Annotated in this window: 20 protein-coding genes and 1 tRNA gene; 18 read left to right on the forward strand and 3 right to left on the reverse strand. The window is 47.3% G+C overall.

Annotated features, from left to right (window positions below; all coding sequences use genetic code 11):
• The first annotated feature begins 5 nt into the window (after nt 1–5).
• The 10 genes from rpsD to HW447_RS08955 all read left to right on the forward strand — a co-directional run bounded on the left by rpsD (nt 6) and on the right by HW447_RS08955 (nt 9,556).
• A complete protein-coding gene (gene rpsD / locus HW447_RS08910) occupies nt 6–599 on the forward strand; it encodes a 30S ribosomal protein S4 (RefSeq protein WP_176254954.1) in 594 nt (197 codons plus the stop codon).
• 156 nt (nt 600–755) lie between these two features.
• Nucleotides 756–1,718, forward strand: coding sequence for a DNA-directed RNA polymerase subunit alpha (locus tag HW447_RS08915; protein WP_176254955.1), 963 nt, complete (start codon nt 756–758; stop codon nt 1,716–1,718).
• A 148-nt stretch (nt 1,719–1,866) separates the two neighbouring features.
• Complete coding sequence (locus tag HW447_RS08920; RefSeq protein WP_176254956.1) at nt 1,867–2,403, forward strand: bL17 family ribosomal protein; 537 nt, start codon at nt 1,867–1,869, stop codon at nt 2,401–2,403.
• Nucleotides 2,404–2,644: 241 nt separating this feature from the next.
• Entirely contained in the window at nt 2,645–3,904 is a 1,260-nt protein-coding gene (locus tag HW447_RS08925; protein ID WP_176254957.1) for an N-acetylmuramoyl-L-alanine amidase family protein, read from the forward strand.
• 194 nt (nt 3,905–4,098) lie between these two features.
• Nucleotides 4,099–4,950: an energy-coupling factor transporter ATPase gene (locus HW447_RS08930; RefSeq protein ID WP_176254958.1), complete on the forward strand. Its 852-nt coding sequence runs from the start codon at nt 4,099–4,101 to the stop codon at nt 4,948–4,950.
• A 68-nt stretch (nt 4,951–5,018) separates the two neighbouring features.
• Complete coding sequence (locus HW447_RS08935; protein WP_176254959.1) at nt 5,019–5,888, forward strand: energy-coupling factor transporter ATPase; 870 nt, start codon at nt 5,019–5,021, stop codon at nt 5,886–5,888.
• The gene (locus HW447_RS08940) at nt 5,888–6,688 is read left to right on the forward strand and encodes an energy-coupling factor transporter transmembrane component T family protein (protein WP_176254960.1); all 801 of its coding nucleotides are present in this window, start codon (nt 5,888–5,890) and stop codon (nt 6,686–6,688) included. The genes HW447_RS08935 and HW447_RS08940 overlap by 1 nt, the downstream gene beginning before the upstream one ends.
• A gap of 12 nt (nt 6,689–6,700) precedes the next feature.
• On the forward strand, nt 6,701–7,453 hold the full coding sequence (gene truA / locus HW447_RS08945) for a tRNA pseudouridine(38-40) synthase TruA (RefSeq protein WP_176254961.1): 753 nt from the start codon (nt 6,701–6,703) through the stop codon (nt 7,451–7,453).
• A gap of 183 nt (nt 7,454–7,636) precedes the next feature.
• Entirely contained in the window at nt 7,637–8,278 is a 642-nt protein-coding gene (locus HW447_RS08950; protein WP_176254962.1) for a TetR/AcrR family transcriptional regulator, read from the forward strand.
• 45 nt (nt 8,279–8,323) lie between these two features.
• On the forward strand, nt 8,324–9,556 hold the full coding sequence (locus tag HW447_RS08955; protein ID WP_176254963.1) for a cation:proton antiporter: 1,233 nt from the start codon (nt 8,324–8,326) through the stop codon (nt 9,554–9,556).
• A 95-nt stretch (nt 9,557–9,651) separates the two neighbouring features.
• Here HW447_RS08955 and HW447_RS08960 read toward each other — a convergent pair whose 3' ends face one another.
• Both HW447_RS08960 and ymfI read right to left on the reverse strand, forming a co-directional pair.
• Nucleotides 9,652–10,104 carry a hypothetical protein gene (locus tag HW447_RS08960; RefSeq protein WP_176254964.1) on the reverse strand — a complete coding sequence of 151 codons (453 nt, stop codon included), beginning with the start codon at nt 10,102–10,104 and terminating at the stop codon, nt 9,652–9,654.
• 172 nt (nt 10,105–10,276) lie between these two features.
• Nucleotides 10,277–11,008, reverse strand: coding sequence for an elongation factor P 5-aminopentanone reductase (gene ymfI, locus HW447_RS08965; RefSeq protein ID WP_176254965.1), 732 nt, complete (start codon nt 11,006–11,008; stop codon nt 10,277–10,279).
• Nucleotides 11,009–11,256: 248 nt separating this feature from the next.
• Here ymfI and trxB point away from each other — a divergent pair, with 248 nt between their 5' ends.
• The 7 genes from trxB to HW447_RS09000 all read left to right on the forward strand — a co-directional run bounded on the left by trxB (nt 11,257) and on the right by HW447_RS09000 (nt 19,058).
• A complete protein-coding gene (trxB, locus tag HW447_RS08970; protein WP_176254966.1) occupies nt 11,257–12,171 on the forward strand; it encodes a thioredoxin-disulfide reductase in 915 nt (304 codons plus the stop codon).
• A 15-nt stretch (nt 12,172–12,186) separates the two neighbouring features.
• Nucleotides 12,187–13,371 carry a C40 family peptidase gene (locus tag HW447_RS08975; RefSeq protein WP_176254967.1) on the forward strand — a complete coding sequence of 395 codons (1,185 nt, stop codon included), beginning with the start codon at nt 12,187–12,189 and terminating at the stop codon, nt 13,369–13,371.
• Nucleotides 13,372–13,815: 444 nt separating this feature from the next.
• Entirely contained in the window at nt 13,816–15,240 is a 1,425-nt protein-coding gene (locus HW447_RS08980; protein WP_176254968.1) for an ABC transporter substrate-binding protein, read from the forward strand.
• A gap of 134 nt (nt 15,241–15,374) precedes the next feature.
• Nucleotides 15,375–16,265, forward strand: coding sequence for a carbohydrate ABC transporter permease (locus HW447_RS08985; protein ID WP_176254969.1), 891 nt, complete (start codon nt 15,375–15,377; stop codon nt 16,263–16,265).
• On the forward strand, nt 16,255–17,079 hold the full coding sequence (locus tag HW447_RS08990; RefSeq protein WP_176254970.1) for a carbohydrate ABC transporter permease: 825 nt from the start codon (nt 16,255–16,257) through the stop codon (nt 17,077–17,079). The genes HW447_RS08985 and HW447_RS08990 overlap by 11 nt, the downstream gene beginning before the upstream one ends.
• A gap of 40 nt (nt 17,080–17,119) precedes the next feature.
• A complete protein-coding gene (locus HW447_RS08995; RefSeq protein WP_176254971.1) occupies nt 17,120–18,298 on the forward strand; it encodes an ABC transporter ATP-binding protein in 1,179 nt (392 codons plus the stop codon).
• Nucleotides 18,267–19,058, forward strand: coding sequence for a sugar phosphate isomerase/epimerase family protein (locus HW447_RS09000; RefSeq protein ID WP_176254972.1), 792 nt, complete (start codon nt 18,267–18,269; stop codon nt 19,056–19,058). Before HW447_RS08995 ends, HW447_RS09000 begins: the two co-directional genes overlap by 32 nt.
• 326 nt (nt 19,059–19,384) lie before the next feature.
• On the opposite strand, the gene HW447_RS09005 is transcribed toward HW447_RS09000, so the two are convergent.
• Nucleotides 19,385–19,458: transfer RNA gene (locus tag HW447_RS09005), tRNA-Pro, on the reverse strand.
• A 252-nt stretch (nt 19,459–19,710) separates the two neighbouring features.
• Here HW447_RS09005 and HW447_RS09010 point away from each other — a divergent pair.
• Nucleotides 19,711–20,502: an HAD-IIB family hydrolase gene (locus HW447_RS09010; RefSeq protein ID WP_176254973.1), complete on the forward strand. Its 792-nt coding sequence runs from the start codon at nt 19,711–19,713 to the stop codon at nt 20,500–20,502.
• Nucleotides 20,503–20,513: the final 11 nt, after the last annotated feature.

Here is a 20,513-nt window from a genome sequence, read left to right on the forward strand (position 1 = left end):
TTAAAGTGGCAGTAGATAGAGTTCCTGTTCTTAAAAGATGTAGATCCCTTGGACTGGATCCAATCTATTTAGGAATCGATAAAAAGTCTAACAGAGAATCTAAGAGAGCAAACAAGAAGATCAGCGAGTATGGTCTTCAGTTAAGAGAGAAGCAGAAGGCAAAGTTCATTTACGGCGTATTAGAGAAGCCTTTCCGCAACTACTATGCAAAGGCATCCAAGATGAACGGTATGGTTGGTACCAACCTGATGATCCTTCTGGAGTGCAGACTGGATAACGTACTGTTCCGTATGGGCCTTGGACGTACCCGCAAGGAGGCAAGACAGATCGTTGACCACAAGCACGTTTTAGTAAACGGCAAGCAGGTAAACATTCCGTCTTACCAGGTTAAGGCTGGCGATGTGATCGAGATCAAAGAGAAGTTTAAGTCTGCTCAGAGATACAAGGATATCCTGGAAGTAACTGCAGGCCGTATGGTTCCTGCATGGATCGAGGCTGATCAGGAGAACCTGCGCGGCACCGTTAAGGAGCTGCCAACCAGAGACGAGATCGACGTTCCTGTAAACGAGATGCTTATCGTCGAGCTGTACTCCAAATAATCCGTTTGTATATAAAGTATTTATGGTATGCCTGTCTTATTTTTGGACAGGCGTACTTTGCTGGAAAGCACCGGTATGCAGGGACTGCCTCAGAGGCGTTTTCCCTGTGTTAAACCCTCGAGATTTGACAGAGACCCAAAAAAGGAGGGGCTATTAGTGTTCGATTTTGAAAAACCAAACATTGAAATCGCAGAGATTTCAGAAGACAAAAGATACGGCAAGTTTGTAGTTGAACCACTTGAGAGAGGTTACGGTACTACACTGGGCAATTCCTTAAGAAGGATCATGCTTTCTTCTTTACCCGGAGCCGCAGTGAGTCAGGTAAAAATCGATGGTGTCCTGCATGAGTTCAGTTCCATTCCAGGAGTCAAGGAAGATGTAACTGAGATCATTATGAACATCAAAAGCTTAGCGATCAAGAACAACAGCGATACCGATGAGCCGAAAGTTGCATACATTGAATTTGAAGGCGAAGGCGTGATCACTGCTGCTGATATTCAGGCAGATGCTGATATCGAGATCATGAATCCCGATCAGGTGATCGCAACCTTAAGCGGCGGCGCAGACAGCAAGTTCTATATGGAACTTACGATCACGAAGGGCCGCGGCTATGTAAGCGCAGATAAGAATAAAAACGCAGATCTGCCTATCGGCGTGATCGCGGTTGATTCTATTTATACTCCTGTTGAGCGTGTCAATATGGCAGTTGCCAATACCCGTGTGGGCCAGCAGACTGACTATGACAAGCTGACGCTGGAGGTTTACACCAATGGCACATTGGCTCCCGATGAGGCAGTCAGCCTTGCTGCCAAGGTATTAAGCGAGCACTTAAATCTGTTTATCGACCTTTCCGAAGTAGCTGTGGGCGCTGAGATCATGGTTGAGAAGGAAGACAACGAGAAAGAGAAAGTGCTTGAGATGAATATTGACGAACTGGAGCTTTCCGTTCGTTCTTACAACTGTCTGAAGAGAGCTGGAATCAATACCGTAGAAGAGCTGTGCAACCGCACTTCTGAGGATATGATGAAGGTTCGCAACTTAGGCCGCAAGTCCTTAGAGGAAGTGCTGGCTAAGTTAAAGGAGCTGGGCCTGCAGCTAAATCCCAGCGATGAGGCTTAAGACAGATAAACAGACCTTAGCCAGTAAGTCCAAAGAAGCATGGCGCGGGTTGCCACTATAAAATAAACAGGACGGGAGAAAACGCCTTAGCCAGTAAGTCCAAGGAAGCATGGTGCAGGTGTTCCGTCAGATATGGAGGAAATGAATAATGGCAGGATATAGAAAATTAGGAAGAACATCCGATCAGAGAAAGGCTATGATCAGAAGCCAGGTTACGGCTCTGTTATACCATGGCCATATCAAGACAACCGAGACCCGTGCAAAGGAGATCCGCAAGGTCGCTGAGGGCCTGATCGCAATGGCAGTAAGAGAGAAGGATAACTTCGAGACTGTTAAGGTTACCGCTAAGGTTGCCCGCAAGGACAAAGACGGTAAGCGCGTGAAGGAAGTTGTAGACGGCAAGAAGGTTACCGTATATGATGAGGTAGAGAAGGAAATCAAGAAGGATATGCCTTCCAGACTTCATGCAAGAAGACAGATGTTAAAGGTTCTTTACGGCGTAACTGAGGTTCCGGCTCAGGCGGCTGGCAGAAAGAAGAACACCAAGTCTGTCGACCTGGTTGCTAAGTTATTTGATGAGGTTGCTCCCAAGTATGTTGACCGCAATGGTGGATACACCAGAATCGTAAAGATCGGACAGCGTAAGGGCGACGCTGCTATGGAAGTTCTGCTTGAGTTAGTTTAATCAGAATATAGTTATGCAGGCGGCTGCAGATACAGTAAAATGTATCTGCAGCCTTTTTTGATCCTTTGATCCGATGCCAGTCCGCAGGCAGATTCGGGCATTCAAGAAGAGGCTCCATCCTGAATGGTTACGAATTTAGACAGAATAGTCAGAATATCGTAAGTTGACGTTGGCATGGAAGGTGAACTATAATAATAACAGGTGATAGAAGAAAAAGAGATCTGATAAGGAGGTTACTGCGATGAAGGGGATGAAAGGGCTTCTGTGTCTGGCGCTGACAGCCGTCTTATTGACAGCAGCCGTGCCGTATACAGCCCAGGCAGCGGACTATAAGTATATTACAAGCATTTCATTGAAGGTTGAGGTAAATCTGGATGCAGGAGATGAGATCAACAGCGGAGACAGCTTAGGCACCTCAAAGGATGATTCCGGTACAAAAGTGTATACGACGTCGGATAAATATGAAGTGGCATCTGCAGAGTGGAGCAACGATAAAGACGTATCCATCGGCGATACGCCCAAGATTACCGTATGGCTGGAACCAAACTATTCCTCCAGCGGTGAATATGATTATCGTTTCCGCAGCAGCTACAGTTCCGGGAATGTAAGCATCAGCGGAGGCGAATTTGTTTCTGCCAGCAAGAGCGGCAGCGATTTAAAGGTAGTGTTGAGAGTCAACGGTGTCAAGGGTACCTATGAGGCCCCGGAGAATGCCGAGTGGGGCAGCGGAAAAGGAAAGGCTACCTGGGAAGAGCCGGATGATACTTCCGGTTACTATGATGTGATCCTGTACAGAGGATCCACGGTGATGAAGAAGCTGGAGAATTACAAAGGCACATCCTACAATTTTTATCCTTATATGACTAAGGAGGGAGATTATACGTTTAAGGTCCGTACAGTTCCGCATTCTGATACCCAGGAGCGTTACGGCAAGAAGAGTGACTGGACAGAATCCGACAGCAAATACATTGATGAGGACGAGGTTTCCGACGGTACGGGCCAGGACAATGGAAACGGTACTTCAGGCGGCAGCACCACTCCGGGCGGCGGAACCACCGATGTGGGATGGCGTCAGGACGGGAACAGCTGGTATTTTAAATACCCGGACGGGAATTATATCAAGGATAACTGGCTCAAATGGAACGACAAATGGTATCTCTTTGACAGCTCAGGCCGTATGCTTACGGGCTGGCAGAAGAAGAACAACTACTGGTATTATTTCGGCGAAAGCGGCGATATGAAGAAGGGATGGCTCAAGTCAGGAAATGTGTGGTACTACTTAAATCCCAATGACGGCGGACCGGAGGGTTCCATGGTCACAAACAGTTGGCTTACTATCAACGGAAAAACCTATTTTGTCAATGCCTCCGGCGTTATGGTGGAAGGCTGGTATCAGATCGAAGGAAAATATTATTACTTCTATCCTGGAGAAGGTTCCAAGGCTGTAAGCACTTCGATCAGCGGTTTTGTCCTGGACGCCAATGGAGTATGGCAGCATTAGTGCAGGCATTTCCCTGGCAGCCTGTGAAACAGGATCCCTGGAAAGGCATTTTAACCGAATATAAGATACCCTTAAAGGGAGCGGCTGAAAAGGGGCTGCTCCCCTTTTGTATACACGAGGTCTTGACTTATGGTTTGATATCAACTAAAATTGAAAAACGGAACAGATAACGGCATTTTTATGAAAGGAAATCAATGGGAATCGTAAAAACAGCCAGGCTGATATACGAGTATATCAGACATGATGAAGAGGAAAAGATCAAAGAGGTAAAACGCGCCATTGACGGTGTGGATCTGGATATAGAGGATGGCTCATTTACAGCCATCTTAGGACACAATGGATCCGGTAAGTCCACCCTGGCAAAGCACATTAACGGTCTGCTCCTGCCTACGGAGGGCACTGTGTGGGTGGGAGAGATGGATACAAAGGATGATGACCATATCTGGGATGTGCGGAAAACGGCCGGGATGGTCTTTCAGAACCCGGATAACCAGATCATAGGAAATATTGTGGAAGAGGACGTGGGCTTCGGTCCGGAAAATATTGGCATTTCCACAGAGGAGATCTGGAAACGGGTGGACGAGAGTTTAAAGGCAGTGGGAATGACGGCTTATCGGAAGCAGTCTCCCAATAAGCTGTCAGGAGGCCAGAAACAGCGGGTGGCTATTGCTGGCGTTATGGCCATGCGGCCCAGGTGCATTATCCTGGATGAGCCTACGGCTATGCTGGATCCAAACGGCAGAAAAGAGGTGATCCGCACCATCCGCCAGTTAAACCGGTCAGAAGGGATCACGGTTCTTCTGATCACGCATTATATGGAAGAGGCCATTGATGCAGACCGTATTGTGGTGATGGATGACGGCAGGATCGTCATGGACGGCCGGCCGAAGGAAATATTTGCAGGAGTAAAGGAATTAAAAGCCTATGGGCTGGATGTACCTCAGGTTACAGAACTGGCTTTTCAGCTGAAGGAGGCCGGGATGCCCCTGCCGGATGGCATACTTGGCCGGGAGGAACTGATGAAGGAGCTATTACCCCTTTTATAGAGAAAATGTGCGTCTGCTGCTTACAGTGAGGCACAGACGCCATCAGATAACGGTTAGGAGAATAGACCATGTCGATAAAAGCAGTTGATTTAAATTATGTATATGGAGGCGGGACTGCCTTTGAGCAGCACGCACTCTTTGATGTGAATTTCGAGATCCAGGATGGGGAATTTGTGGGGATTATCGGCCATACCGGTTCCGGAAAATCCACCCTGATCCAGCATTTAAACGGCCTTATGAGGGCCAGCTCCGGTGCTCTTTATTATAATGGAACGAACATTTACGAGGACGGCTATGATATGAAACAGCTGCGTACCAGGGTGGGACTGGTATTTCAGTACCCGGAGCACCAGCTGTTTGAGATCGATGTATTGACGGATGTGTGTTTCGGCCCCAAAAACCAGGGACTTTCTAAGGAAGAGGCAGAAGTCCGGGCAAAGGAGGCGCTGCGTCTGGCGGGGCTTGATGAAACGTATTACAGGCGGTCTCCGTTTGAACTTTCGGGAGGCCAGAAACGCCGCGTGGCTATTGCGGGAGTGCTGGCCATGGAGCCGGAGGTGCTGATCTTAGATGAGCCTACGGCGGGGCTTGACCCCAGAGGAAGGGATGAGATCCTGGATCAGATTGCAAGACTCCATACAGAACGCCATATGACCATCATCCTTGTATCCCACAGTATGGAGGACGTGGCCCGGTATGCAGACCGCCTGTTAGTAATGAACCATGGGAAAAAAGTCTTTGACGGCGCCCCCAGAGAAGTATTTTCCCATTATAAGGAACTGGAAGCCATGGGCCTTGCGGCCCCCCAGGTCACCTATCTGGTTCATGACTTAAAAGACAGAGGGATTCCCATTGATGAATCTATCACCACTGTGGAAGAGGCAAGAGAAGCGATCCTGTCTCTGTGGCGCAAAAAAGCGGAAAAGGAGGGAAAATAATGCTGAGAGAACTAACTTTAGGACAGTATTATCCCGCAGATTCCATTGTCCATCTCTTAGATCCCAGGACGAAACTGTTTGGGACCATGGTATTTATTGCCTCCCTTTTTATTGCTGATAATATCTGGGGCTACCTTATCGCTACCGCTGTGCTGGCCGCTGTGATCCGGCTGACTCAGGTGCCCGTCCGCTTTATCCTGAGAGGCTTAAAGGCTATCGTGATCCTGCTTCTGATCAGTGTCAGCTTTAATTTATTCCTGACGCCGGGAGAGGCGATTTTCCAGCTGTGGATTTTTAAGATTACGAAAGAGGGCGTCCGCCTGGCGTCTTTTATGGCAGTGCGTCTGATCTATCTGGTGATTGGCTCCTCGCTGATGACACTGACCACGACTCCCAACCAGCTGACCGACGGACTGGAAAAGGGGCTGGGCTGTTTAAAAGCAGTGAAGATCCCGGTTCATGAGATTGCCATGATGATGTCCATCGCTCTGCGCTTTATTCCTATTCTGGTAGAGGAGACTGACAAGATCATGAAGGCTCAGATGGCACGGGGGGCTGACTTTGAGACAGGAAACCTGATCCAGAAGGCAAAAGCCATGGTTCCCCTTCTGGTGCCGCTGTTTATCTCTGCCTTCCGCCGCGCCACAGACCTTGCCATGGCAATGGAAGCCAGATGCTACCGGGGAGGTGAAGGAAGAACCAAGATGAAACCTCTGCGGTACAGTCAGAGAGATCATGATGCGTATATGATCTTTGCATTGTATTTTGTGGTGATGATTGCATCCAGAGTATACCTGTAGGAGGAAAATGACATGACAAAGCGGATCCGCCTGCGGGTGGCATACGACGGCACCGCCTACCACGGCTGGCAGCTGCAGCCGGGAGCCGTCACCATTGAGCAGATCTTAAATGAAAAACTGACAGAGTTGCTGGGGGAACCCATTGAGGTGATCGGGGCCAGCCGTACCGACTCCGGCGTCCATGCCAGAGGAAATGTGGCTGTCTTTGACACCTGCCACCGTATGCCGGCAGATCGGATCTGTCTGGCCTTAAATCAGCGCCTTCCAGGGGATATCCGCGTTCAGTCCTCAGAGGAAGTGCCGCCTGACTGGCATCCCAGACGGTGCAGCTGCATAAAAACATATGAGTATAAAATCTTAAACCGAAAAATTGAAATGCCCATGGAGCGCCTCTACGCCCATTTCTGTTATTTTGATCTGGATCTTGGAAAAATGGAGCAGGCGGCGGCTCTCTTGGTGGGGCAGCACGATTTTAAGAGTTTCTGCAATGTCCGAACCCAGGTAAAGGATACGGTACGGACCATCTATGAACTTCGTCTGATCCGTCAGGGCGATGGAATAATCACCATCTGTATTCGTGGAAACGGTTTTCTCTACAATATGGTGCGGATCATTGCAGGAACCCTTATAAGCGTGGGAATGGGCCAGATTCCGCCGGAAAAGATCACAGAGATCCTGGAAGCGAAAGACCGGGCGGCAGCCGGCCCGACTGCTCCGGCCAAAGGGCTGACCCTGGTCGGAATGGAGTATGAAGAAATGATATGAACCTATGGACATCGTTCAGTGTCAGACACTGGAAGATGTCTTTTTTATGCGTCAGCTGTAAGATGAATATTGACTATGTGGTCTATAAATGGTAATATACACTTATTGACTATATAGTCAATAAGTGTTGGCTGATATTAAAGAGGGAGTCAGCCGCTCAAAAAAGAGAGGGGAGATGCCTATATGCGGAAAGAGGAAAAGACCAGACGTACCTATGAAAGAATCATGGCCGCCGCAATGGAAGAATTTGGAACAAAAAGCTATGATAATGCATCAATAACCACACTTTGTAATGAGAAACAGATTTCAAAAGGTCTTGTATATCACAATTTTAAGAACAAGGATGAGCTATATCTCAAGTGTGTGGAAGAATGTTTTGATGAAATGACAGAATACTTTAAAAATCAGGAGTATAAAGCAGACGGTATTCAGGAAAGCCTGCAGAACCTGTTCCATATGCGGCAGCAGTTTTTCAGGGAACATCCCTGCTGCTGCAATCTGTTTTTTTATACCGTTGTACAGCCTCCGGAGCATCTTCGCAGAAAAATACACGCCCTCCGGCAGAAATATGATGATTTTTTCATAAATTGCTTCAGGGAGTTATTACAGCAGACAGAGATGCGGGATGGGATAACCGAAGCTGCGGCGATGGAGTATTTTATGATTTTTCTTGAAATGTTCAACGGATATTTTCAAAGCAGGTCCTGCGAGAAAGAGGATATCCATGCATTGGCAGAATACCATGAAGAAAATCTTTCTAAAATTTTGGATATAATGCTTTATGGGGTCGCAAAAAAGAATCGTGGAGAACGGACGGAAAAATAAGGCCGCAATAAAAACTATAATAAAATGACAGGGAGGAAGAGAAAATTGATCATTCTGTTTATAAGGCTGCTGGCAGCGGTTATACTTGCATTTCTGGCGGGTAAGCTCATATCAAAATTTAAACTGCCGTCTATTCTGGGATGGCTGATTGCGGGGATGGTTTTGGGGCCTCATGCACTTTCGCTCATGGATCATCAGATCCTGGATGCTCAGTGGTATCAGACCATCGTGCATATTTTAGAATGTGCCGTGGGTCTTATGATTGGTACTGAGCTTGTGTGGAGCAAGATAAAGCGTTCGGGCAAGGCGATTGTGATTACAACATTTACACAATCCATTGGAACCTTCCTGTTCGTATCTCTTGTATTCGGAATCGTATTTTATCTTCAGGATATTCCGCTGTATCTGGCCTTTTTGTTTGGCGGCATTGCCCTGGCAACGGCTCCTGCTCCGGCATTGTCTATTGTGCGGGAGTTTAAGGCGGACGGGCCGGTGACGAATACCCTGATTCCCATGGCGGCGCTGGACGATATTGTGGGCTGCATCGTTTTTTTTACGACGGTGGCGATTGTTGCAGGAAACCTTTCCGCCGGAGAGCTTCCGGCATATATGATCGCCCTGGTTGTAATACTGCCTTTGGTTATAGGGGCTGCAGCCGGGCTGTTAGCAGGCTTGTTCCTGAAAAAAGAGAGAAGCTCCAGGGGTACGCTTTTGCTCCTGATACTGAATATTCTGATTGCGTCAGGCGTGGGATTTATATTTAATGATCTGGTGATGCCAAAGCCGGTTTTAAATTTTATGCTGATCGGTATGGCATTTTCTGCCGCGTTTTCCAATATGGTTACAGAGGAAAGGCTGGAAGAGATCATGCGCGTTTTTAATCCGTTTCTTGGAATATCCATGATTCTTGTGATTCTGAATCTGGGCGCTCCGCTGGATTACCATTTAATTATGGGAGCCGGCCTTTTTACAGTGATCTATATTGTGGCGAGAGCACTGGGAAAATATTGCGGAGCGTATTTTGGCGCAGGCATCACAAAATCACCTGAGACCGTTAAAAAATTTCTGGGATTTACACTCCTGCCTCATTCGGGTGTTTCGCTTGTTTTTACCGGGATTGCTGTTTCTGTACTGAGCGCACCTGCTCCTGAGTGTGCCAGAATCATTCAGGGGACGATCGCGGCTGCGGCTGTGATCAATGAAATCCTGGCTGTGATTCTTGCGAAAAAGGGCTTTGAATGGGCTGGTGAACTGAAAAGCAATTCTGCTGGAAAATAAAAAATCCCCGCCTGGGTACCGGAATATATCACAGGGTATTTCCCGGTCCCCAGGCGGGGATTTTGTCTATGCGGATGATGGATCGTTACATAATATTAACGAACGCCGTACTTGGTTCCTCTGCGGATGGATCCGTCGCTGTTCCACTCGGTATAAACATATGGACCGCCATCGGTGGTTCCATTTTCTGTAAATTCATGGTTTTGGCCGTTGATTTCACGGACACCGGTCTGCATCTTGCAGCTGTTGCTGTCAAAGTAATATACGTTGCCGTTGATCTTCATCAGGCCGCCCTGGAGTTCGCCTGTATTTGCTGCATAGTACCAAGTGCCGTCTCTCTGGATCCAGCCAGTACGCATCAGCTGGTCGTTGCCAAAGTAAAACCAGTGATTTTTGTACTGTACCCAGTTGTTGGTGCAGTAGGAACCGTCGCCCCACTGATATTTCACACCCTGGGGGGTGCCGACAAAACCTGCTGCCAGAGATGTCATGGCGCTGCCTGCTGTAAGAGCAAGGGACAGAGCCGCAATAGCAAAACGCTTCTTCATAGATTCATTCCTCCTGATTCTTATGATTACAGCTGCCAGTCTGTAAAACCGGAACTGCGGATCAATTCCTTATGCCAAAAGTGTATACCCTGAAGTAACTCCAAGGTCAATAGATGTAAACCTTTTGTAAACTTTTGTAAGGAAAATGAAATGGGAGAAAGTGGAAAAACAATCAGATCCAGCCGCCGTCAAGACCGATGACCTGACCGGTGAGATAGGAGTCTTTATAGCTGAGATGATAGACCAGGTCAGCTACCTCCTCGGCACGCCCCAGGCGGCCTGCGGGGATTTCATCCACCAGGGAAATCAGTTCCTCCTCTTCCAGCCACTGATTCATCTCTGTGTCAATGGCTCCGCAGGCTACGGCGTTTACCTGGATGCCGCTGGGAGCCAGTTCCTTTGCCAGGGCCTTTGTCAGGGCGTTGATGCCGCCCTTGGTGGCTGAGTAGGCTGCCTCGCAGGATGCGCCTGCCACGCCCCAGACGGAGGAAATATTGACGATCTTGCCCTGCTTCTGGCGTACCATATAGGGGATGGCCAGCTTGCAGCAGTTAAAAACAGAGGTCAGATTGACATGAAGCATTTTTTCCCAGTCGTCAGAGCTCATATCCTGAAGAAGGCCGATGTAGGCAATGCCGGCGTTATTGACCAGTACGTCAGCCCCGCCAAACTGCTTTTTTACCTGCTCAAACCATTCCTCACAGCATTTCATATTGCCCATATCGCCCATATAAGCCAGACAGGGAACCTGATAGCTCTGGATCTCCTTCTGGGTCTGTAAGAGACGATCCCTGCTGTGCACACAGCTGATGGCCACATTATATCCTTTTTTTGCAAATTTTACTGCGATTGCCTTTCCGATACCGCGGGAGGCGCCAGTGACTAATACTGTTTTTCTTGCCATATGCAAAACCATCCTTTCCGGATCCCGCCTTTGAAAACAGCGGGCCTTTCAAGACTATTATAGCATATTTTGATCGGTAAAACCATGTCCGGGCATCTGCAAACATATTTATAAAGGGGAGTGCGGGAGGCGTCAGAATCGTAAGAATTTTTTTTGTAACAAATTTGTAATCTGTGTTATAATAAAAGAGAATATGTAAAAAATTGTCCAACAACAAATCAATCATATAGAGATAAGGAATAGAATTTATGACTCAACCATACGATCTGATCATCATCGGTTCCGGTCCTGCGGGACTGGCAGCAGCCGTATATGCCCAGAGGGCAAGGCTGAATACACTTATTTTAGAAAAGGCCATGGTAAGCGGCGGACAGGTACTGACGACCTATGAGGTAGACAACTACCCTGGACTTCCAGGCATCGGCGGATATGATCTGGGACTGAAGCTCAGAGAGCATGCGGACCGTCTGGGCGCTGAATTTAAAGAAGAAGAGGTGCTTTCCATACAGGACGGACCAGTAAAAAGGGTTATCTGCCAGGGAAATACCTATGAGACAAAGACACTTATTCTTGCTACGGGAGCCATCCACAGAAAGCTGGGGATTCCAGGTGAGGAGAAGTTTGCAGGAACAGGTGTTTCCTACTGCGCTACCTGCGACGGCGCTTTCTTCCGCAATAAGACAGCTGCTGTCATCGGCGGAGGAGATGTTGCCGTAGAGGACGCCATTTTCCTGGCAAGAATGTGCAGCAAGGTATATCTGATCCACAGAAGAGATGAACTGCGGGCGGCAAAGAGTCTTCAGGAAAGCCTGTTTGCTCTTGAAAATGTGGAGGTTCTCTGGGATACAGTAGCAGATTCCATCGAAGGAGGAAACGCCGTAGAAAAGCTGAAGCTGACAAATGTAAAAACCGGCGAACAGCGTGAACTGCCTCTCCAGGGTGTATTTATTGCTGTGGGAATCTCGCCGGAGAGCGGGGCTTTTGCAAGGCTGGTTGATATGGAGCATGGATACATTAAGGCGGGTGAGGACGGCGTTACCTCTGCTCCGGGTATTTTTGCGGCAGGAGATGTGAGAACAAAGGGACTCAGACAGATCATCACAGCCGCTGCAGACGGGGCCAATGCGGTGACCAGCGCAGAGCGCTATCTTGCAGCCCATTAGGAGGATAAAAATCAGATGAAAACATGGAAGAAGGTACTGATCATCGGCAGTCTGTGCACGCTGGCAGGCGCATTTACCGCGCTGGGAGCTCCGGGATATGAAAATATTGCTGTTTCCAGGGTAAGCGGTTCTGTTAATATCCGCACAGAGGCCAATACCTCCAGCACTGTTGTGGGCAAGATCAACAATGACTGTGCGGCTGAGATTTTGGAAACCGTGGAGGGGGAGGGCGGACAGTGGTATAAGATCCGTTCCGGCTCTGTTACCGGCTATATCAAGGCCGAGTATTTCGTTACAGGAGAGGCAGCCGCTGCAAAAGCAAAAGAGGTGGGGCACACCTACGGCACCATAAAAGGCGCGACGACTGTACGTCTGCGGGAAACTCCTGATTTAAACGGAAGGACACTGACCCTTTTATCTCAGGGCGCCATATGCTCAGTTACGGGACAGGAAGGGGATTTTTATAAGGTAGCTGTGGACACGGATCTGGAGGGGTATGTGTCCAAAGAGTACATAGAAACAGAAACCGAGTTTAAGGAGGCTGTATCCACGGAAGAAGAGCAGGCTCAGGCAGAGGAAAAGGCTCAGGCCCAGAAAGAGGCTGACGCGGCGATCCAGGCTCTGGAGCAGGCAAAGGCCCAGCAGCAGGACAGCGGATTTTCCTCCGCTTCCAAAAAGACCAGCTCCGGGATCCCGGTTATTGAGGCCAACCCGGAAAAGGGCACTCAGGAAAATGTAGCCGCTCCTGTTGTTTCAAAGCCTGAAGATGTAGCAAAGAATACTCAGACCGATTCCAATGGCCCGTCAGCAGGGAATGAGGACAGCTCCAAGGTAGTATCCGCCTCACGCAACGCCGTGGTGGCATATGCCAAACAGTTTTTGGGCAATCCTTATGTATATGGCGGGACAAGCCTTACAAACGGAGCGGATTGTTCCGGTTTCGTTATGAGCGTATTTTCCCATTTTGGCATCAGCACCGGGAGAAGTTCGCGGGAACAGGCAGGAAAGGGAAAAACCATCTCTGTGAACGAGGTACAGCCGGGAGATCTGCTCTTTTATGCCGGCGGCGACTACATCAACCATGTGGGGATTTATGTGGGGGACGGAAAGATTATCCATGCCAGCAACCCCGCGACCGGTATCTGCTACGCGCCGGCCAATTACAGAACACCCTGCAAGGCGATCAGCTTTTTTGACTAAAAGAGAATGATACGGAGTCGGGATTGATGGGATGAGAGAATGTCAGTTTGCATGGCGGCTTGAGATGGATGGAATCTGGAAAACAAAATAAGGAGGAGTTTTCCTGTAAATACAGCGACAAGCGGGAAAATTCTGTGAAAAGAGGCTGCGGCTGGCGCATTTATGCGTCGGCCGCAGCTTTTGACTGTGAGAAAATAAAAATATAATCAGGGGAAATAATCAGTTGATGCTGTTGATTAAACTGCATTTCAATCCGTTTGTACATAAGAAGAACGTCATACATATCCGACGCACTTAGGGATATTCAGCCAACAGGATACGATCAGATTTATTTTTGGTACTTTACAAATTCCTGCAAAGATTTTACGAAATTCATCTTCCGAAATTTACATTTATTCTTTAAGATTAAAGAACATACTTAGAATGATTAGGAGGAATGGAGTAATGAAAAGAAGTGTAAAATCTTTGATGGCGTTGGCCATGGCAGTTTCAATGGCTATATTATCAGGCTGCGGTGCGGCTGCGCCAGGAAACAGCATCCAGGATACTGCAGGTTTATCTAAGGGACAGACCAGTGTGGAGGGGGAAAACCAGACAGGAAATAAGGCAGAGAACAATACAGAAGCAAATGCGGAAGTAAACAGTTCAACTGGAGAGAAAACAGTAATCGAATATTGGCATTGTAATGCGGAAACACAGGGAGGATTGGTGGTAGACGAGCTGGTTAGGCAATTTAACGAAAGTAATGACCACATCCAGGTAGTGGCAAAATATAACCCGGATATGTATAAGGGGCTGATGCAGAATCTTCAGGCAGAGGCGGCAGCCGGCAATTCTCCGGCTCTGGTGCAGATTGGATGGGCATTCCTGGATTATTTTTCTAATAACTTCTCCTATGTGCCCCCTCAGGAAGCGATTGACAAGTTTGACAAGGAGGAAGCAAGTTTCCTTCAAGACAAATTTCTTCCCAATATCCTTGAACTGGCTGTAAACAGTGAGGGTTCACAGGTGGGCATCCCATATTCATTAAGTAATCCAGTCCTTTACATCAATAAGGACATTTTAAGAGAGGCAGGACTTCCTGAAAATGGCCCCACCACCTGGCAGGAGGTCAGTGAGTTTGCAAAGATCATTAAGGAAAAAACTGGAAAATATGGATTTTATATGCAGGAGCCAGCGGATTTCTGGGCACAGCAGGGTTTGATTGAAAGCAGCGGCGCTAAGATGCTGACCACCAATGGGGAAGGTAAAAAAGAGGCTTCCTTTGCTACGGAGGATGGAATTGCAGCCATGCAATTGCTGGCTGATATGGTAAAGGATCAGACTGCTTTACATATTTCTTGGGAGGAAGGCTGCCAGAGCTTTATTGATGGTAACTGCGCCATGCTTTACACCACCATTGCCAGAAGGGCTTCCGTACAGAAGGGGGCGCAGTTTGATGTGGCAACTGTAAAATCTCCTCTGTGGAATGACAAGGAGCGCATGGTTCCAGCAGGCGGATGTTTTCTGGCTATCACGGCTCAGGGTGACGATCAGATCAAGGCGGCATGGGAATTTGAAAAGTTCCTTTACAGTGTGGAATCCATGGCAGCTTGGACAGAAGGAACTGGCTATGTTCCTCCAAGAAAAGATGTGGCCGGAGCTGAGAACGGACTTAAGACATTTCTTGCTGAGAACAAGATGATGAACGCAGCTATCGAGCAAATGGACGGAGTTGTTCCGTGGACGGCGTTCCCAGGAGATGCAGGCCTTCAGGCAGAGCAGATGCTTTTAGATATGAGGGATCAGATTTTGGGCGGACAGGTCACTGCAGAGTATGGAATGAAGGCAACACAGGATGCCATCAACCAACTGCTGTCAGCACAGTAACTGGTTGGAGGCGGCACAGTACCTGGCTTGTAATTTGAATGGGAACTACAATAGCCGCAGTCCTTACAATAAACTGGAGCGGGTATCTCTGGAATATATGGGGGTATCTGCCCCTTTATGGAGGTAAAATTAGATTGAATCAGGAAGAAAAAAAGCAGACATTGCTGGGATACCTGTTTCTTGTGCCATCCCTGGCAGTGTTTGCAGTGTTCATGTTTTATCCTTTGTTTTATACAGTTTATCTCAGCTTTTTTGAGTGGAATATGGTTAAACCGGTAAAAAAGTTTGTGGGTCTGGCTAATTATACGGCTATTTTTAAGGATCCGAATTCCTGGAAGATTGCAGGCAATACGGTTGTGTATATTCTTGTGCTTTTAGTGCTGAATTTTGTGTTGCCCTATATCCTTTCTTTTATTCTGTCAGCTGTGATCAAGAGGGGAAAGGGGGTTTATAAAGCGCTTTTTTTTCTGCCCAGTGTTATATCCCTGGTGGTGGGATCCATCCTGTATATTTGGATTTTGAATCCGATTTCCGGTCCAGTGGCCATTATATTAAAGCATTTTGGCCTGACACTTCCCTTTTGGTCCAAGGCGGAGGGATGGGTAATCGCAGTGCTGAGTGTAATTACCTCATGGAAGGTATTTGGCTATAATTTCATCATCATATTGGCAGGTGTATCCGGTGTATCCACAGAAGTAATTGAGGTAGCCAGACTGGACAACATTCCTTTGTGGAAAATATTTCGCGACATGGTGGTTCCCATGAGTTCGGCTACGGGAATCTACGTGTTTATAATTACCATTGTACAGGGACTTCAGTATGTATTTACACCCATCAAAGTGGTGACTCAGGGTGGCCCAAACTACGCCAGTTCAAACTTAATATATATGTCTTACCATGAGGCATTTACCCTGTACCGTACGGGCACTTCATCAGCCGTATCAGTGATTACCATGGTGCTGTTTATCGCGCTGTTGTTGCTGGAATTCAGGTTTGTGGAAAAGGGGGTATATTATGAAAATTAAAGAAATGCAGCTGGGATGGCACCTTCTTCTTTTGTGTGCTGTGTTTCTCATGCTGATCCCCATTGTGTTTGCTGTGTCCAATTCCTTTAAATCCATGCAGGATGCCTTCAATACAGTATTTGAGATTATCCCGGCTAGGCCCACAGTGGAGAACTATCTCCATGTATTTAGTAAGCTCCCCTTTTTGAGGATTACACTGAATACATTTTTGATTGTTGCCACTGTAACTATTTTTAAGACGGTTACCAGCCTGTTTGCTGCGTATTCCTTTGTTTATTTCGATTTTAAGGGGAAGGGAATTCTGTACTTTATCATGCTGTCTACTATGTTCATACCATTTACCGTTACAATGATTCCCAACTATCTTATGATTTCCAAAATCGGTCTTAGTGACAAAATATGGGGTGTTGCTCTGCCCCAGTTGGCCGATGTGCTGGGAATATTTCTCCTGCGCCAATCCATGCGGGGAATTCCCAGGGCTCTTATTGAAGCGGCAAAGATGGAAAATGTGAAGAATCTGAAAATCATGAAGGATATCATTATACCATTGGTACGGCCCTCCATTATTTCCACGGGAATCATTTTTTTCATCAATTCCTGGAACGAGTATGTGTGGCCGGTTCTTATACTGAAAAGCAAGGAGAATTACACTCTGTCGTTGGCCTTGCAGATGTATATAAGTGCAGAGGGAGGAACAGAGTTTACCATAGCAATGGCTGTTTCGGTTATGACCATGATTGTTCCGCTGACATTGTATATCCTCTTTCAGAGATATATCATCAATACCTTTGCCATGTCGGGCATTAAGGGGTAAGGGGAATTTGCAGTTTTGGAAGTCTGATAAGGAGAAATAAATGAAAAACATAGTATTTGACCATGTAGTAAAGGCTTATGACAGTAATGTAATCGTTAAGGATCTGAGTATGGAAATCAGGGAAGGAGAGCGTCTGATTCTATTGGGACCTTCCGGGTGCGGCAAATCAACCACCCTGCGAATGATTGCGGGTTTAGAGAAACTTAGCGGGGGAAATCTCTATATGAATGACAGATTGGTAAACAATGTACCTTGTGGGGAGAGGAATGTGTCCATGGTATTTCAAAATTATGCTTTGTTCCCTCATATGACAGTGCAGAATAATATCATTTATGGCTTAAAAGCCCACAAGATGGATCCATCAGAGATAAAGTCTCGGCTTTTAGAGGTTCTGGATATGCTGGACTTGAAGGGCTTGGAGGATCGTAAACCCAAGGATCTCTCAGGCGGCCAGCGCCAGAGGGTAGCGCTGGCCAGGGCAGTGGTGAAACGTTCGGATTATTTCCTTCTGGACGAACCACTTTCCAACCTAGATGCCCAGCTTAGGCTGCGGGCACGGAAAGAGCTGGTGAAAATCCATGAGAGGTATCATCAGACCCTTGTATATGTAACCCATGATCAGATTGAGGCCATGACCGTGGGACAGCGCATTGCTCTTATGTACGAGGGGAAAATGCAGATGCTGGATACTCCCTCTAATGTATATAACCGTCCCGCAAATGTATTTACTGCAAAGTTCATTGGATCCCCTTCCATGAATATTGTAGAGGCATCCTATACCAAGGGAACACTGGTGATTGGAAAACAGGTAATCTGTCTGCCGGATATGTGGTCCAGATTAGCTTCACATAATGAGTCTGATCGTTTGTTCCTGGGAATCCGTCCAGAGCACATGGTTTTGCTGCGTAGGCATCAGGATAATACTCTGGAGGGAATTGTAAAATATGTGGAGGATTATGGTAACCGGTACGGTGTGTATGTACATATGGATAATATGGAGTTGATCGCAGTGAGTGACGGAGATATCCCGGCTCCGGGAGAAAGAATATTCATTCAATTGGATTTTGACAAAATGCATCTCTTTGACAGGGATACCCAGATTTCTCTGGGTTATCCTGAGCAGTTAAGGGCCGCCAAGGAGCCGTATATAGTTCAGAATGGGGTCAGGAAGAAGGGAGAAAAGGACAATGGCTTTGCTCATCAGTACCAATATGTATAAGGCGGAGGAATTTAAGAGAGTCCTGTCATATGTGGCTAAATGGAAGGGACAGGTGGGGGTGGAAGTATTTCCTATGTTCCATCAGCAGATATTTGCCTCCCTACTAGAGGGGAGCATGGACATTCTGAGCCATGTTCCCATTAGTTTTCACGGTCCCTATTACAAGGCAGAGCATTCAGCACTTCAGGGATCCGCAGAGTATGAATATACTATGGAGCTGGTGGTGCAGACACTTCAATATTCAGAGAGGCTTAATAGCCGTTATATGGTTTTCCATCACAATAACTGCGTTGTCAGGGATAAGGAGAGGATGATCAGGGATTCCTGCATGAATTACCGCAGGGTGGAGGAACTGTTTCGCCCCTCTGGAATACCGGTGGCCGTGGAGAATGCAGGGGTCATGGATCGGAATAATATGCTGCTGGACGAGAATGAGTTTGTTTCTTTGTGCCAGACGGAAAAGTACCCGGTGCTCATAGACATCGGACATACCCACGCCAATGGGTGGAACCTGTGTAATGTTATGGAACGTCTTCGGGGACAGATTGTGGCGTACCATCTTCACAATAATGACGGAGTTCATGATAATCACAGGCGAATTGAGGACGGAACCTTGGATTTTGGCAGCTTCCTGACCTGGTTTAGGAAATATACCCCTCAGGCCGACCTGGTAGTGGAATACGGCATGGAGACAGCGGATGACTGTGAGGGCATTGCGGAGGATGTGGAGTGGCTACTGGCCTTTGAAAACAGTTTGTAGTGGTTTGAAAAATGTAAGTTAATGAGTGAAAGCACGGATTAAACAGTTGTTCGTGCTTTTTTTGTCACGGTTATGATGGCAAGTGTTCATTTGTGGGTTTGTCATGGGTTCCATGATGGAAATGTTGCAATCTCTTGAGGCTCATGGTAAGATAGATATGCTGTATTTACAGGAACCGTATGAAAATATGATACGAGAAGAAATAGCGCGGCAGCATACAGGTAAGAAACCGGGGAGGGATGGTAATCAAAAAGAAAAAGGTAATCGTCAGTAAACAAAAAGTTTCTGGTGAAATGAAACACCAGAAACCCTTGATTTAATAAAAATCGGAGTAACAGGATTTGAACCTGCGACCTCTCGGCCCCCAGCCGAGCGCGCTACCAAGCTACGCCATACTCCGTTGTTGAACTAACTATTGTAGTATAGCATAATTTTTTTGTTTTGAAAAGCCCTATTTTGAAAAAAATTGAAATTATTGTAATTATTCAGCTATATGTCAATTTGTAGAGAAATTTACTTATGCAAGCCAGCTTACAGCACATATTGACGCATGGCTGAATAGTTACAAATTATTTCAAAAACAGTATGTTTAACGGGGGATGATGAAACAGGCACGGCATAAGGAGGCCTGAAGTGGGAAAGGACATTTAAGATGGAAAGAGAGAAGAAAAGAATTGTCAGCTTTGATCTTGATATGACGCTTTTGGATCATAAGACGTGGAAGATACCAGAGAGCGCTATGGAGGCGGTAGAACTTTTGCGGCGGGACAGTGTGATCGTGGTGGGCAGCGGACGCAACATGGATCTGGCGTTAAGTGTGGAGTACAGGGATCAGATCCGGCCGGATGCAATCATCCATATGAATGGCACCAGGGTAACTGTCAAGGGAAAGACACTGTATGAGCATATTATGGACAAAGAACGTCTGCGCCGCCTTCTGGCCTATGGTGAGGAACGGGGAATTGCTCTTGGAGTAAGTATGGAGAACGGCGATTACTATACTGCGCCTGAGGTTGTGGAGCGGATGGATCTGCTCCGCTGGGGAGAGACCAGCCGGCGCTTTGAGGATCCGTGGAAACTGATGGAAATGCCGGTGCGTACCCTGGTATATGTGGGCGGACCGGAGAATGTGGCGGAACTGGAAGCCCATTTTCCTGAATTTAAGTTTCCCTTGTTTTCCGGGAAAATGGGGGCCGATGTGGTGGAAAAGGAAGCCTCCAAGGCAGAGGGGCTAAAGAGGCTCTGTCAATACTATGGAATGGAGCTGGGGCAGACGGCAGCATTTGGAGACAGCATGAATGATTATGAGATTGTTTCGCTGGCAGGAACCGGGATTGCAATGGGAAATGCGGTGGAGGAATTAAAGACAATAGCGGATTATGTGACAGATGCGGTGGATCAGGACGGCGTGTGGAACGCCTGCCGTCATTTTGGGTGGATATAGGGAGAAGAGCA

The organism is Enterocloster alcoholdehydrogenati (assembly GCF_013282095.1).
In the GTDB taxonomy this organism is placed as follows: Bacteria; Bacillota; Clostridia; order Lachnospirales; family Lachnospiraceae; genus Enterocloster; species Enterocloster alcoholdehydrogenati.

Bases quoted from the DNA above. Each gene is read 5' to 3' on its own strand.
- HW447_RS08980 (WP_176254968.1), top strand. From the start codon at position 13,816: ATGAAAAGAAGTGTAAAATCTTTGATGGCGTTGGCCATGGCAGTTTCA.
- trxB (WP_176254966.1), top strand. From the start codon at position 11,257: ATGACTCAACCATACGATCTGATCATCATCGGTTCCGGTCCTGCGGGA.
- HW447_RS09000 (WP_176254972.1), top strand. From the start codon at position 18,267: ATGGCTTTGCTCATCAGTACCAATATGTATAAGGCGGAGGAATTTAAG.
- truA (WP_176254961.1), top strand. From the start codon at position 6,701: ATGACAAAGCGGATCCGCCTGCGGGTGGCATACGACGGCACCGCCTAC.
- HW447_RS08960 (WP_176254964.1), bottom strand. From the start codon at position 10,104: ATGAAGAAGCGTTTTGCTATTGCGGCTCTGTCCCTTGCTCTTACAGCA.
- HW447_RS09010 (WP_176254973.1), top strand. From the start codon at position 19,711: ATGGAAAGAGAGAAGAAAAGAATTGTCAGCTTTGATCTTGATATGACG.
- HW447_RS08935 (WP_176254959.1), top strand. From the start codon at position 5,019: ATGTCGATAAAAGCAGTTGATTTAAATTATGTATATGGAGGCGGGACT.
- HW447_RS08975 (WP_176254967.1), top strand. From the start codon at position 12,187: ATGAAAACATGGAAGAAGGTACTGATCATCGGCAGTCTGTGCACGCTG.
- HW447_RS08950 (WP_176254962.1), top strand. From the start codon at position 7,637: ATGCGGAAAGAGGAAAAGACCAGACGTACCTATGAAAGAATCATGGCC.
- HW447_RS08925 (WP_176254957.1), top strand. From the start codon at position 2,645: ATGAAGGGGATGAAAGGGCTTCTGTGTCTGGCGCTGACAGCCGTCTTA.
- HW447_RS08940 (WP_176254960.1), top strand. From the start codon at position 5,888: ATGCTGAGAGAACTAACTTTAGGACAGTATTATCCCGCAGATTCCATT.
- HW447_RS08990 (WP_176254970.1), top strand. From the start codon at position 16,255: ATGAAAATTAAAGAAATGCAGCTGGGATGGCACCTTCTTCTTTTGTGT.
- HW447_RS08930 (WP_176254958.1), top strand. From the start codon at position 4,099: ATGGGAATCGTAAAAACAGCCAGGCTGATATACGAGTATATCAGACAT.
- HW447_RS08920 (WP_176254956.1), top strand. From the start codon at position 1,867: ATGGCAGGATATAGAAAATTAGGAAGAACATCCGATCAGAGAAAGGCT.
- HW447_RS08995 (WP_176254971.1), top strand. From the start codon at position 17,120: ATGAAAAACATAGTATTTGACCATGTAGTAAAGGCTTATGACAGTAAT.
- ymfI (WP_176254965.1), bottom strand. From the start codon at position 11,008: ATGGCAAGAAAAACAGTATTAGTCACTGGCGCCTCCCGCGGTATCGGA.